This is a genomic window from Exiguobacterium sp. AT1b (assembly GCF_000023045.1).
Classification (GTDB): Bacteria; Bacillota; Bacilli; order Exiguobacteriales; family Exiguobacteriaceae; genus Exiguobacterium.
In genome coordinates, this window is record NC_012673.1 from 810,826 (window position 1) to 823,700 (window position 12,875).

At 50.1% G+C, this 12,875-nt stretch carries 13 protein-coding genes and 1 tRNA gene; 2 read left to right on the plus strand and 12 right to left on the minus strand.

Annotated elements, in window-relative coordinates; genetic code table 11:
* Positions 1 to 17: 17 nt before the first annotated feature.
* The 10 genes from galU to EAT1B_RS04325 all read right to left on the minus strand — a co-directional run bounded on the left by galU (position 18) and on the right by EAT1B_RS04325 (position 10,698).
* Entirely contained in the window at positions 18 to 899 is an 882-nt protein-coding gene (gene galU, locus EAT1B_RS04280; RefSeq protein ID WP_012726906.1) for a UTP--glucose-1-phosphate uridylyltransferase GalU, read from the minus strand.
* A gap of 232 nt (positions 900 to 1,131) precedes the next feature.
* Positions 1,132 to 1,929, minus strand: coding sequence for a phosphotransferase enzyme family protein (locus EAT1B_RS04285; RefSeq protein ID WP_012726907.1), 798 nt, complete (start codon positions 1,927 to 1,929; stop codon positions 1,132 to 1,134).
* A gap of 234 nt (positions 1,930 to 2,163) precedes the next feature.
* Complete coding sequence (gene eno / locus EAT1B_RS04290; RefSeq protein WP_012726908.1) at positions 2,164 to 3,456, minus strand: phosphopyruvate hydratase; 1,293 nt, start codon at positions 3,454 to 3,456, stop codon at positions 2,164 to 2,166.
* A gap of 36 nt (positions 3,457 to 3,492) precedes the next feature.
* Positions 3,493 to 5,031 (minus strand): 2,3-bisphosphoglycerate-independent phosphoglycerate mutase, encoded by a 1,539-nt coding sequence (gene gpmI / locus EAT1B_RS04295; RefSeq protein WP_012726909.1) that lies wholly within the window; start codon positions 5,029 to 5,031, stop codon positions 3,493 to 3,495.
* Positions 5,032 to 5,784: a triose-phosphate isomerase gene (tpiA, locus tag EAT1B_RS04300; RefSeq protein ID WP_012726910.1), complete on the minus strand. Its 753-nt coding sequence runs from the start codon at positions 5,782 to 5,784 to the stop codon at positions 5,032 to 5,034.
* An 18-nt stretch (positions 5,785 to 5,802) separates the two neighbouring features.
* Positions 5,803 to 6,987 (minus strand): phosphoglycerate kinase, encoded by a 1,185-nt coding sequence (pgk, locus tag EAT1B_RS04305; protein WP_012726911.1) that lies wholly within the window; start codon positions 6,985 to 6,987, stop codon positions 5,803 to 5,805.
* Positions 6,988 to 7,084: 97 nt separating this feature from the next.
* Entirely contained in the window at positions 7,085 to 8,092 is a 1,008-nt protein-coding gene (gap, locus tag EAT1B_RS04310) for a type I glyceraldehyde-3-phosphate dehydrogenase (protein ID WP_012726912.1), read from the minus strand.
* A 59-nt stretch (positions 8,093 to 8,151) separates the two neighbouring features.
* Entirely contained in the window at positions 8,152 to 9,180 is a 1,029-nt protein-coding gene (locus tag EAT1B_RS04315) for a sugar-binding transcriptional regulator (RefSeq protein WP_012726913.1), read from the minus strand.
* Between the two features lie 109 nt (positions 9,181 to 9,289).
* Positions 9,290 to 9,547: a glutaredoxin family protein gene (locus EAT1B_RS04320; RefSeq protein ID WP_041918074.1), complete on the minus strand. Its 258-nt coding sequence runs from the start codon at positions 9,545 to 9,547 to the stop codon at positions 9,290 to 9,292.
* Between the two features lie 5 nt (positions 9,548 to 9,552).
* Positions 9,553 to 10,698, minus strand: coding sequence for a sigma-54 DNA-binding domain-containing protein (locus tag EAT1B_RS04325; protein WP_012726915.1), 1,146 nt, complete (start codon positions 10,696 to 10,698; stop codon positions 9,553 to 9,555).
* Positions 10,699 to 10,816: 118 nt separating this feature from the next.
* Here EAT1B_RS04325 and EAT1B_RS04330 point away from each other — a divergent pair.
* Positions 10,817 to 10,889: transfer RNA gene (locus EAT1B_RS04330), tRNA-Arg, on the plus strand.
* A gap of 151 nt (positions 10,890 to 11,040) precedes the next feature.
* On the plus strand, positions 11,041 to 11,616 hold the full coding sequence (gene clpP / locus EAT1B_RS04335; protein ID WP_012726916.1) for an ATP-dependent Clp endopeptidase proteolytic subunit ClpP: 576 nt from the start codon (positions 11,041 to 11,043) through the stop codon (positions 11,614 to 11,616).
* A gap of 42 nt (positions 11,617 to 11,658) precedes the next feature.
* Here the strand turns inward: clpP and EAT1B_RS15600 are convergent, their stop codons facing one another.
* Together EAT1B_RS15600 and EAT1B_RS04345 are read right to left on the minus strand one after the other, a co-directional pair.
* Positions 11,659 to 12,354 carry a MerR family transcriptional regulator gene (locus EAT1B_RS15600; RefSeq protein WP_049759921.1) on the minus strand — a complete coding sequence of 232 codons (696 nt, stop codon included), beginning with the start codon at positions 12,352 to 12,354 and terminating at the stop codon, positions 11,659 to 11,661.
* 56 nt (positions 12,355 to 12,410) lie between these two features.
* Positions 12,411 to 12,854, minus strand: coding sequence for a hypothetical protein (locus tag EAT1B_RS04345; RefSeq protein WP_237708263.1), 444 nt, complete (start codon positions 12,852 to 12,854; stop codon positions 12,411 to 12,413).
* Positions 12,855 to 12,875: the final 21 nt, after the last annotated feature.

A 12,875-nucleotide genomic window follows, 5' to 3' on the forward strand; every position in this document is an offset into this window, starting at 1 on the left:
TTCAAAAATAACACACCTTACTGTTGATCAAGTTCGTCCACGAGCCGCTTCAATAGGGCATGGACGTCATCTTTTAAATCAGGATCGCTGAGCGCGTGGCAAATCGTCGTCTCGACGAACCCGATCGGCTCTCCGACGTCGTAACGTCGACCGTCAAATTCGTAGGCGAAGACCGTCTGCGCCTCATTCAAGCGTGCGATCGCATCCGTCAATTGAATCTCGCCCCCAGCTCCAGCCTCTTGCCCCGATAACGCCTCAAAGACGTCCGGTTTCAAGATGTAGCGACCGAGGATGGCGAAGTTCGACGGGGCCTCATCGACGGGCGGTTTCTCGACGAACGTTCGCACCGGGATGAGCTTCCCTTCGACGGCAAGCGGGTCAATTATACCATATCGGTTCGTCATTTCATACGGGACACGCTGCACCCCGATGATTGAACGTTCGTGCGCCTCATATTGGTCGATCAACTGCTTCGTCGCCGGCACGTCGGATTCGATGATATCGTCCCCGAGCAAGACGGCGAACGGCTCATCCCCGATAAACTTCCGGGCGCACCAGATCGCATGACCAAGACCTTTTGGCTCCTGTTGGCGTATGTAGTGAATGTTCGCCAAGTTCGAGGAATGTCGGACCGATTCGAGCAAGCGCGTCTTCCCTTTCGATTCAAGGTTCTGCTCTAATTCGAGTGCACGGTCGAAATGGTCTTCAATCGCCCGCTTGTTCTTTCCCGTGACGATGATGATGTCCTCGATGCCTGAAGCAACGGCCTCCTCGACGATGAACTGGATGGTCGGCTTGTTGACGATCGGCAACATTTCTTTCGGCATGGCTTTCGTGGCAGGAAGGAAGCGGGTGCCGAGACCGGCGGCTGGAATGATGGCTTTTCGTACTCGTGTCATAAGCATGGGCTCCTTTATTCGTTATGTAGAGAGTATACCCAAATTTTGTGCAAACTGACACAAAAGAGAGGTCATGACAATGTTGTCATGACCAATCGTCATTCCGGTGCGATTTGAGATAGTACCAAATGCCGAATCCAATGAGCAATACCAAGAAAAGAAATCCGAGCATCATCACGAAAATCGCCTCCCCATTCATGCTTCATTTTCTATATTCCCGCTTCAGATTGTTTCAGAACCACTTCTGTCCATGCGTTCGAATAAATCGAAGTTCCTCTTGGTAATGATCGTAATGTCCTTCGTCAATCATCTTTTGGAAGGCGACGTCTCCTTCCGCAGCTTTTCGTTTCATCAAGAGACAGAGCGCTTCAATCCGTCGTTGTAACATATCGAACAAGTCGACCTCCGCTTGCTCCCAACCATAGGCTTCGAGAAACAACGATACACGCTCTTTATAGATCGCATCGTCTCGATCGGCATCATAATAGATGACTTCCCCTGTTTCAGCTTGATGGCGACGACTGAGCGGAACGAACGTATAAAGGGCATAGACGATATCCCAAGCTCTCGGACCTGGCGCAGCCAAATCAAAGTCGATGATTCCTGCCACTTTTCCTTCATGGAAAATTGTATTGTAGACAGCGAAGTCGTTATGACAGATGACCTCTAACGGTTGTGGTGTGTGATCGATTGGCTCCCATTCGGATGTCCATTCAAAATCGATTGACGCATCATGCAGTCGTCTCATCAAGCGCGCGACGTCTTGAATCGCCTCATCAGCCCACATATAGGATTTAAGAGGATAGTCTGCCGTCTCCCCCTCGATATAAGTGAGCACCTCTCTTCTTGTTTCATCGATACCGACAAAGCGTGGCACGCCAGACAGTTGCTTCGCCTCCAAATGCTTTAAATAGCAATGGATGCGTTCACTCCCCACTTTTTGCGAACGATAGACGTAGTTCCCTTTTCGATGAACGATGGATACGTTCCCGCCACTCAACCTTTTTTCTTGTTCATTCGATTGGTCCATCCAATCTCCCCCTACTTTTTATCAGTCACGTTCAGTATACAACACGAGGTCTCAATGACTAAGAAGTTCGACACAGAGCGTTAGCGTCCGTCAAAGCGGTACCGTGACTCTTGCAGGAAAGCATCGGTGCCGCAAAGACGGATAGACGACCAATCAGCTTTTCCACCGTTGATTAAACGGATATTCCACACACAAAAAAACAGGCCCGCCGATTGGCGAGCCTGAAACAATCAATTATTTTTTGAGGTTGTAGAACGACTTGATACCGTCGTATTTCGCTACATCGCCGAGCATGTCTTCGATGCGGAGAAGTTGGTTGTATTTCGCGATACGGTCTGTACGTGAAAGTGAACCAGTTTTGATTTGTCCAGCGTTTGTCGCAACAGCGATGTCTGCGATTGTCGCGTCTTCTGTTTCACCAGAACGGTGTGAGACGACTGCTGTGTAACCAGCTTTTTTAGCCATTTCGATCGCGTCGAATGTTTCTGTGAGCGTACCGATTTGGTTAACTTTGATGAGGATCGAGTTTGCGATTCCTTTTTCGATACCTTCAGCAAGTTTAGATGTGTTCGTTACGAAGAGGTCATCCCCAACGAGTTGAACTTTGTGTCCGATTTTGTCTGTGAGAAGCTTGTGGCCATCCCAGTCGTTTTCGTCACAACCATCTTCGATTGAGAGGATTGGGTACTTGTCAACGAGCTCAGCGTAGAAGTCTACAAGCTCAGCAGTTGTGAGTGACTTGCCTTCGCCAGCGAGTTCGTATTTACCAGTTGATTTGTCGTAGAACTCAGAAGATGCAACGTCCATTGCGAGGTAGACGTCTTCACCTGGTTTGTAACCAGCTTTTTCGATCGCTTCAAGGATAACTGTGATCGCTTCTTCGTTAGACTTCAAGTTTGGTGCGAAACCACCTTCGTCACCGACAGCTGTGTTAAGACCCATACCAGAAAGAACTGATTTGAGGGCGTGGAATACTTCAGCACCCATACGGAGCGCTTCACGGAATGTAGGCGCGCCAACAGGCATGATCATGAACTCTTGGAAGTCCACGTTGTTGTCCGCGTGCGAACCACCGTTGATGATGTTCATCATTGGTGTTGGAAGTGTCTTCGCGTTGAATCCACCGAGGTAAGTGTAAAGTGGAAGACCAAGCTCATCTGCTGCTGCGTGAGCTGCTGCCATCGATACACCGAGGATTGCGTTTGCACCAAGTTTTGCTTTGTTTGGCGTACCGTCGAGTTCGATCATTTTCGCATCGATTGCGTTTTGGTCGAATACATCGTAGCCGATGAGTTCTGGTGCAATCGTGTCGTTCACGTTCGCAACTGCTTTCAAGACACCTTTACCGAGGTAACGTGACTTGTCGCCATCGCGAAGCTCAACTGCTTCGTGCTCACCTGTTGATGCGCCTGATGGGACGAGGGCACGGCCGAAACCGCCGTCTTCTGTGAAGACTTCTACTTCTACTGATGGGTTACCGCGTGAATCTAAAATCTCGCGTGCGTAAATTTCTGTAATCATTGACATGAAAAATCGCTCCTTTTCGTTTGAAAAATAGTTGTATTATTTTGTAACGATTGACGAACCAGTCATTTCAGCTGGTTGCTCTCCACCGAGAAGGTGAAGAAGCGTTGGGGCGAGGTCGCAAAGTGCGCCGTCGAGAACTGGTTTCAGTTCGACTCCCTCTTTTGTGACGATACATGGAACAGGTTCCGTCGTGTGCGCCGTCATCGGTGAGCCATCCGGGTTCGTGACGATGTCCGCGTTCCCGTGGTCCGCTGTGATGATGGCCGCGCCACCTTTAGCAAGTAATGCGTCCACTACTTTACCGAGGCATTCGTCGACCGCTTCGATCGCTTTCTTCGTCGGCTCAAGCTTCCCTGAGTGACCAACCATATCCGGGTTTGCGAAGTTGATGATGTATGCATCATACTCATCTGATTCGATACGCTCGAGCAAACCGTCTGTGAGCTCATATGCGCTCATTTCTGGTTGCAAGTCGTACGTCGCGACTTTCGGTGAAGGGACAAGGAGACGATCCTCACCTTCAAATGGTTGTTCTTTTTGTCCGTTCAAGAAGAACGTGACGTGTGGGTACTTCTCTGTTTCTGCAGCACGGAGTTGTTTGTACCCTTGTGCAGAGAGCGTTTCCCCGAGTGTGTTTTTCAAATCTTCCGGTGGGAAGACGATATCCGTGTCGACCTCATCCGAGAACTTCGTCATCGAGACGAGCAAGATGTTCTCTGGATGTTTGCTTGAGAGTTCGAAGCCTTTGAAGCCGACTTTCTCTTTGAACACTTTTGCGAGTTGGATCGCCCGGTCCGGACGGAAGTTGAAGAACATGATGGCATCGTTGTCCTGGATTGTCGCGACCGGCTTGCCATCTTTTTCGATGACAGTTGGTAACACAAACTCATCCGTCAAATCGTTCTCGTAAGACTTCTTGAGAACTTCGACTGGGTCCGTGCCAACTTCGCCTTTACCGTTTACGAGGACGTCGTATACTTTCTCGACGCGCTCCCAACGGTTGTCGCGGTCCATGGCATAGTAGCGACCAGACACGCTAGCGACTTGACCGACACCGAGTTCAGCAAGCTTTTCTTCTGTTTCTTTGAGGAAACCAGCTCCTGATTTCGGATCACAGTCACGGCCGTCCGTGAACGCGTGAATGTACACTTTTTCGATGCCGTGGAGTTTTGCGAACTCAACGATGGCAAACATGTGATTGATGTGCGAGTGAATCCCGCCATCTGATACGAGACCCATGATATGGAGGCTCGAATCATGTTTCTTCACATGACCTGCCAAATGGTTCATCGCCTGACGGTCGAATAACGAACGGTCTTTGATTGCGTTGTTCACGCGTGAGAGTGACTGATAGACGACTCGGCCGGCACCGATGTTCAAGTGACCGACTTCTGAGTTCCCCATCTGTCCTTCCGGAAGACCGACGTACTCGCCTTTTGCGTTTAAGAGCGTATGTGGATACTGCTCCCAGTAGCGATCGAAGTTCGGTTTGTTCGCAGCCATGACTGCGTTTCCGAACGATTCGTCACGCATCCCGAAACCATCTAAAATGATGAGTGCGACTGGTCTAGCCATTTAAATCGCCTCCAACAATTTGAGGAACGAAGCGGCTTCAAGTGAAGCACCGCCGACGAGTGCGCCGTCGATGTCTTCCTGTGCCATATACTCTTTGATGTTCTCTGGTTTTACAGATCCACCGTACTGGATGCGTACTGCAGCCGCTACGTCTTCACCGTAAAGACCTTTCACCACGTCGCGAACATATTTACAAGAGCTTTGCGCGTCTGCTTCGTCCGCTGATTTCCCTGTACCGATTGCCCAAACTGGCTCATACGCGATGACGAGTTGTTTGACTTGGTCAGCAGAAAGGTCAGCGAGGCCGCCTTCGACTTGTGTTTTGATGACTTCTTCGAACTTGTCGCCTTCGCGCTCCTCGAGTGTTTCACCGACACAAACGATTGGCGTAAGACCGTGTTCGAACGCTTTTTTCGTTTTGCTGTTGATGAACGCATCTGATTCGCCGAAGTACTCGCGACGTTCTGAGTGACCGAGGATGACGTAAGTCACGCCGAGGTCAGCGATCATAGCTGGGCTGATTTCGCCAGTGTAGGCACCGCTATCTTTGTCGTACATGTTTTGTGCACCGAGCTTCAAGTTTGACCCTTTAGCTGCTTCTACCATCGGTGCGAGGAAAAGTGCTGGAGCACCAATCGCTGCATCTACTTTGTCAGTAGATGGGATGTTGTTTTTTACTTCCTCAACGAAAGCAACAGCTTCCGAGAGTGTTTTGTTCATTTTCCAGTTACCTGCAATAATCGGTTTACGCATCGATAACCCTCCTCTAAATTACTTGTCGTTCAACGCCTCGACACCTGGAAGTTTTTTGCCTTCCATGAATTCGAGTGACGCGCCGCCACCAGTTGAGATGTGACTCATCTTGTCAGCAAGACCAAACTTGGCTGCCGCAGCTGCTGAGTCGCCACCACCGATGATTGAGTATGCATCGCTGTCCGCAAGCGCTTGAGCGACACCTTTCGTTCCGTTTGCGTATTTATCGAGTTCGAATACGCCCATCGGTCCGTTCCATACGACAAGTTTCGATTCGCGAATCGCGTCCGCGTAAAGTTCGACTGTCTTCGGTCCGATATCGAGACCCATGTGATCCGCTGGGATCGAGTCGATATCGACTGGCCCGACATACGTTTCTTCGCCAAATTCTTTCGTGATGACGCAGTCGACAGGCATCAAGAATTTCACGCCTTTGTCTTCTGCTTTCTTCATGAATTGACGAGCGAGGTCAAGCTTATCCTCTTCAAGGAGTGACGTTCCGACTTCGTGCCCGAGTGCTTTCGAGAACGTGTACGAGAGTCCGCCACCGATGATGAGTGTGTCAACGATGTCAAGAAGGTGGTCGATGACCCCAATCTTATCCGCTACTTTCGACCCGCCGATAATCGCCGTGAACGGACGGTCTGGGTTTGAAAGAGCTTTACCGAGAACTTCAAGTTCTTTTTCCATCAAGAGACCAGCAACGGCTGTGTCCACGTGGTGTGCAATCCCTTCAGTTGAAGCGTGTGCACGGTGAGCCGCGCCGAACGCGTCGTTGACGTATACGTCAGCAAGTGCTGCAAATCCTTTTGCAAGTTCAGGGTCGTTTTTCGTTTCACCTGGGTAGAAACGAACGTTCTCTAAAACGACGACATCGCCTTCAGAGAGGTTAGCGACCGCTTCTTCTGCGACCGGACCGTATGCTTCTTCGACGAGCGGTACATCTTTTCCGAGGAGCTCAGCGAGACGCTTCGCTACCGGAGCAAGTGAGAACTCAGGTTTCTTCTCGCCTTTTGGACGGCCGAGGTGGCTCGCAAGGACGAGTTTCGCACCACCGTCAAGCAAGTGCTTGATCGTTGGAAGTGCGGCTTGGATCCGAGTTTCGTCTTGGATGACGCCATCTTTGAGTGGAACGTTGAAGTCAACGCGGCAAAAGACGCGTTTCCCTTTTACATCGATGTCACGAATAGACTGTTTGTTCATAACTTTCGCCTCCATATGTCGTGCGTGTCATTTCATAAATAGAGCGGAGAACAATCTCTTGTTTCCGCTCCTATTTGATTCTATTTAGTTCACGAAATTACTTCGCGATGTTAGCGAAGTGCTTAACTGTGCGAACCAATTGTGCAGTGTAAGACATTTCGTTGTCGTACCAAGAAACTGTTTTAACGAGTTGCTTGTCGCCAACTGTCATGACTTTCGTTTGAGTTGCGTCGAAGAGTGAACCGTATGTGATTCCAACGATGTCAGAAGAAACGATTTCGTCTTCAGTGTAACCGAATGACTCGTTCGCTGCTGCTTTCATTGCTGCGTTTACTTCGTCAACAGATACTTGCTTGTCGAGTACAGTTACGAGCTCAGTGAGTGAACCTGTAGCAACTGGTACACGTTGTGCAGCACCGTCAAGTTTTCCTTGAAGTTCAGGGATTACGAGACCGATTGCTTTCGCAGCACCTGTTGTGTTAGGAACGATGTTCGCTGCAGCCGCACGCGCACGACGGAAGTCACCTTTCGGGTGCGGAGCGTCAAGCGTGTTTTGGTCGCCAGTGTAAGCGTGGATTGTCGTCATGAGACCTTCAACGATTCCGAACTGGTCTTGAAGTACTTTAGCCATTGGCGCCAAGCAGTTTGTTGTACAAGAAGCACCTGAGATAACTGTTTCAGTACCATCGAGGATGTCGTGGTTTGTGTTGTAAACAACAGTTTTCATGTCACCTGTAGCAGGAGCCGAGATAACAACTTTCTTCGCGCCAGCTTTCAAGTGAAGCTCAGCTTTTTCTTTTGAAGTGAAGAATCCAGTACATTCGAGAACGATGTCTACACCGAGGTCTCCCCATGGAAGTTCTTCAGGGTTACGGTTAGCAAGCGTGATAACTTTCTCTCCGTTTACGAGGAAGTGATCGTCGTGTACTTCAACTTCTCCGTCGAAACGACCTTGAGTCGTGTCATACTTGAGAAGGTGCGCAAGCATCTTCGTGTCTGTCAAGTCGTTGATTGCAACAACTTCGATTCCTTCGTTTTTGATGATCTCGCGGAATGCTAAACGACCGATACGTCCAAATCCGTTAATACCAACTTTTACTGCCATGTTAATTTCCTCCTTAGGGTAGAAGCTATTTATTGAAGAGCCAACGGGGGGTCAACTCTTTAATAACAAGTTAATAATTCTTTCGCCGCACCTTCGTCTGTGACGAGGATGATGTTCGACGTGTGTTTCGCATAAGCGGCGATCGCCTGTGCCTTCGATTTCCCTCCGGCAACCGCGATGACGGTATCCATGTCATCCAGCTCTTCGAGTTGGATCCCGACCGTCTTAACGCGATGAACGATTTCACCTTCAGCATTGAAATAATATCCGAATGCCTCGGCGACGGCGTCATGCCGTTCAATCATCCGCAAATGCTCCGGTGATGCGTGACGGCGCTTTGCCATCGTTTCTGCCTCACCAATTCCATGTACCACAATTCGCGCCGCTCTAATCATTTCCAGCACATTTTTTATGCTAGGTTCCTCCACCATCCGGTCGAATGTTTCTTGTGATACTTCATCCGGAATATGTAGAAGATGATAGTCTGCGTGGGCCCGGTCCGCCATGCGTGAACAGACGGTGTTCGCCTGAAGTTCAAGCGTCTCTCCAAGACCTCCACGGGCGGGCACGAAATGCATCGGGCGTTCTTTTTTATCGGGCGACATCATCGCCGCGACCGATGCCATCGTCGTTCCTCCCGTTACCGCAATCACATTATCATCCGGTGCGAGCCGCGCTTTTAGTTGCGTGACCGCCGCCCGTCCGATATCGCGTTGAACCCAGAATGTCTCATCCGAGTCACCCGGTACGATGACGACTTGGCGAACCCCTAATTTCTCTTCGAGCTCTCTTGCCACTTCTGAGATCCCGAGAAGTTCTCCCATGATCTCGTGCAAGTCTCGTAAGACGTTTCGTCCCGTCTCACTGAGGGAAATTCCTTGAGTAGCGACGTAAAGAAGACCTTGGTCTTTCAAAAAGTCGACTTCTCGTCTGAGTACCCGTTCGGTCAGTCCCAAGCTCGTCGCGAGTGTCCTGCGGCCAATCGGCTGCATCAAGCGGACATAATGTAAGATATCGTAACGATGTCGGAGCGTATCGAGCAGGTCAGGGACAATTTGCTTCTGAACGTGAATCAGTTGCTGGATCATGCTCATACCCCCTCGACTTTCAGTGTGGACAACTTTTGTCCCACTTTTTTATTTGCGTCCCACCGCTACGAGTTCATCTTATCAATCACTTTTCCGTCTGGCAACCCCTTCAAACGTTTTTTTTCGATGTAAGCGTATACTTAACAAAATCTTCAACTTTGTTGTCATCATATCGCCCTTGACTGATGACCACACCTTCATGTATGAGAACGGGGATTTCAAAGAGGTACTTCGCCTCGAGCACCTCATCCCCCGTGATGTCGACCTGGTCGAGTTCGATCGGATAATCTTCCTGTAACCATTCGAGCATGACGACCGCCTCGTCACATAGTGAACAATTGTCGCGTTTATATAATGTTAATTTCATTTTCGTCATCCCTTCCATAACTGTCGCTCACGCTCGCGCGAATTACCGAATCCAAGCTCTTCTCGATAGTTCGTCACCGTCCGCCGGGTCACTTGATAACCGTATCGAATCAATTCATTCGCAAGCGCCTGATCACTTTGTGGTGCCTTCTCTCGTTGAATCAGTTCTGCGAGTGCCCGTTTAATCATAAACGGCGAATGCCCGCGACTTGTAGACCGAACAAAAAAATGTCGCCATTCCATGATGCCACTCTCGGTCTTGGCGAACTTCCCTTGGATGGCTCGTCCGACCGTCGATTCATGTTTTCCTATGAGCTGTGCGACCGTCCGCCGGGTCAAGGGATGGAGAACGAGTTCCCCTTGGAGCCACTCAGTCTGACGTGATTCGATGACCGACCAGATCTCACGCAGCGTCTCGTTCCGCATCGAAAGGGACGTCATCCACCATTTCGCCTCTCGGTCGTTCCCGACACGCGTTTCGTCGAGTTCTGGACTGAGCCACGTCGTGACGAGTGTCCCCTCTTCATAGCGTACTTCGAGTTCCGGAAAAACATGACCCGTTTCTTCATATAATAGAGGACGTTTCGGAAGTGTCGCGACGATTCGTTCCAGCCTTGCCAATTCCTCATTTGAAATAGCGAGAGCAGTCGTCATCTGTTGAGGACTCACCCCACTCTCGATCGCTTCGAATACATCGACGACGCGAGGGTCCTCATGTTCGATCGCATGTCGATATTGACACTCCCGTTCCGTTCTTGACCCGATCCCCGTCGGTTCTAGAAATAAGAGTGTCTGCCTCGCCTGTTCGACCTGAGTGACGTCGACACCGAGTCGCTCCGCCAACACTTCATTCGCCTCCGGCAATAATCCCCGATGGTCGAGCAAGAGGACGAGTTGTCGTCGCAACGCTTTCTCAGACTCACTGCCGCTCCCCTCATGAATCTGTGTGAACAGCTTCTCTTCAAACGAGCTTGCCGCATCTGCAATCCAATCGACGCCCCCGCTCCCGATGTGAATGTTCGGGTTATGTCGTGCAAGACGCGCCAACCGGAATACTAGCGCGAGACGATCCGCTTCAAGGACCGGTAACCGCTGCACGAGGTCTTGTGTCATCTGTTGTTGCTGAATTTGTTTTTGCTCCTGCCGTTGCATCGTTCTCCCCCCTCTTTTCTATTGTAACGAACCCGCTTCCGTCGCGCTCAAAAAAGCTATGCGAACAGGATTGCTTTTTTAATAAAACAAATGTATAATAAATTCGTGTCACAGATATGCACCCGTAGCTCAGGGGATAGAGCACTGGTTTCCGGTGCCAGGTGTCGGGAGTTCGAATCTCTCCGGGTGTATCAGATGTAGAGGTCAGGCAGATTGCCTGGCCTCTTTTTCGTTTCACGACGAAAAAATCGTGGAATAGGTGAAAAACGATGACTATCGTTTGACCATCATTGACTATACAGGTATGATGAAATTACAACCTACATAAAGGAGGCAGATTCAATGTTAATTCCAACAGTTATCGAACAGACAGGCCGTGGGGAGCGCGCGTATGACATCTACTCACGCTTGCTCAAAGACCGTATCATCCTTCTCGGAAGTGCGATTGACGACAACGTCGCGAACTCCATCGTCGCACAGCTCCTCTTCCTCGCAGCTGAGGACCCAGAGAAGGACATCTCACTCTACATCAACAGCCCAGGTGGTTCGATCACAGCGGGTATGGCGATTTATGACACGATGAACTTCATCAAGCCGAACGTGTCGACGATTTGTATCGGAATGGCCGCATCGATGGGTGCCTTCTTGCTCCAAGCCGGTGAAAAAGGAAAACGCTTCGCATTGCCGAACGCAGAAATCATGATTCACCAACCGCTCGGCGGCACACAGGGCCAAGCGTCAGACATTAAGATTCACGCAGAACGCATCATCAAGATGCGCGAGAAGTTGAACCAAATCATGGCAGAAAACACAGGACAGCCACTTGAAGTCATCGAGCGCGACACAGAGCGTGACTACTTCATGGCAGCTGACCAAGCGAAAGACTACGGTCTCATCGACAAAGTCATGACACGTTAATCACACAAAAGACGTTTCCCGTTTGAGCGGGAAACGTCTTTTTCATTCAATCGGCATCCAAATCTCAATGATGTCGTCCGCCCCACCTTGCCCGTGAATATAGCGCTCGAAGTCGACCGCGTCTCGTAGCGTCACATCTGGAACATTTACTAGCTGCTCATACGTCGACGGAATCATCGGGATGCCTCCCTCCACCGTCGCGACGATATAGTTCCCTTTCGTCAGTTCGACACTTCGCGCACTTTCTCCCGACACCGGCTTCGTCATCCCCGCGACATAACCGTTCTCCTGCGGGAGACAGACCCCGTACGACTCGTCTGTCGTCAATTCCGGTTGAAGCTTGGCCCACATGTTCGGGATTTCCTCTAACGTACCACCATATCCATAGACGGAAATGGCTTCATTCAACATCTCATATCGAATCTTCATGTCGTTCCCTCCTGATTGCATCAATCGAATCTGCCTCTCGATTCGATGAAGTCGTTCGATTTCTGCCTGGATTTCATCCAATCGTGTTTCTAGTAATGTATCAACCGGTAGACCCGATTGAATTTGTTCTAGACGGAGTCCAATTTGACGTAATCGTTTGATTTCACTTAACCGTCGAATCTCTTCCATCCCGTACATTCGATACTGATTCTCGGTCCGCGTCGGGCGGACCAATCCGCGCGCTTCATAAAATTTGATCGCCTTGACCGACAATCCGGTCACATGGGCGACTCTTCCGATTGGAATCACGGTTTCCCCACCTCCTACTTTCACTGTACAGTCGCCCCTTAGAGGCAGGTCAATCATTAGTTTTCAGGGACCCGGACACCGAAGACGTATCGGCTATCTCCTTGCGACCACTCTCCGCCGACTTCATAGAGATAGATGCCCGGCTCATCCGGAACGACGAGTTCGGAAGAGACGAGTTCTCCATCCTCGATTCGATTGAAACTCGATGTCATCGGTTCTGCATGATAGACGACATCGATTCGGTCTCCCGGTTTGACGGTGATCAGTTGAAGATCGTCCGCTTCCGGTAGTCCGTAATCGGCGCATGTCGCTTGATTGCCGGTCTCCCAACAGTACGTCGATTGTTCCACTTCTGCCGATACCGAACCAACCCGAATCGTTGGAAGCGGCGGCTTGACATTGTCCTCTCCATCCCCAAATAAGGTCATGGCGAAATAAACGATTCCCGCCCCGACAAGTACAAACAGTAAGATCATCCACACACGTCGATTTCGTTTCACGGTCTCATCTCCTTTCTTCAC

Excerpts from the sequence above, each read along its gene's own strand:
- EAT1B_RS04325 (WP_012726915.1), bottom strand. The coding sequence starts at position 10,698 with ATGCAACGGCAGGAGCAAAAACAAATTCAGCAACAACAGATGACACAA.
- tpiA (WP_012726910.1), bottom strand. The coding sequence starts at position 5,784 with ATGCGTAAACCGATTATTGCAGGTAACTGGAAAATGAACAAAACACTC.
- EAT1B_RS04315 (WP_012726913.1), bottom strand. The coding sequence starts at position 9,180 with ATGATCCAGCAACTGATTCACGTTCAGAAGCAAATTGTCCCTGACCTG.
- EAT1B_RS04285 (WP_012726907.1), bottom strand. The coding sequence starts at position 1,929 with ATGGACCAATCGAATGAACAAGAAAAAAGGTTGAGTGGCGGGAACGTA.
- galU (WP_012726906.1), bottom strand. The coding sequence starts at position 899 with ATGACACGAGTACGAAAAGCCATCATTCCAGCCGCCGGTCTCGGCACC.
- pgk (WP_012726911.1), bottom strand. The coding sequence starts at position 6,987 with ATGAACAAACAGTCTATTCGTGACATCGATGTAAAAGGGAAACGCGTC.
- gpmI (WP_012726909.1), bottom strand. The coding sequence starts at position 5,031 with ATGGCTAGACCAGTCGCACTCATCATTTTAGATGGTTTCGGGATGCGT.
- eno (WP_012726908.1), bottom strand. The coding sequence starts at position 3,456 with ATGTCAATGATTACAGAAATTTACGCACGCGAGATTTTAGATTCACGC.
- EAT1B_RS04320 (WP_041918074.1), bottom strand. The coding sequence starts at position 9,547 with ATGAAATTAACATTATATAAACGCGACAATTGTTCACTATGTGACGAG.
- clpP (WP_012726916.1), top strand. The coding sequence starts at position 11,041 with ATGTTAATTCCAACAGTTATCGAACAGACAGGCCGTGGGGAGCGCGCG.
- gap (WP_012726912.1), bottom strand. The coding sequence starts at position 8,092 with ATGGCAGTAAAAGTTGGTATTAACGGATTTGGACGTATCGGTCGTTTA.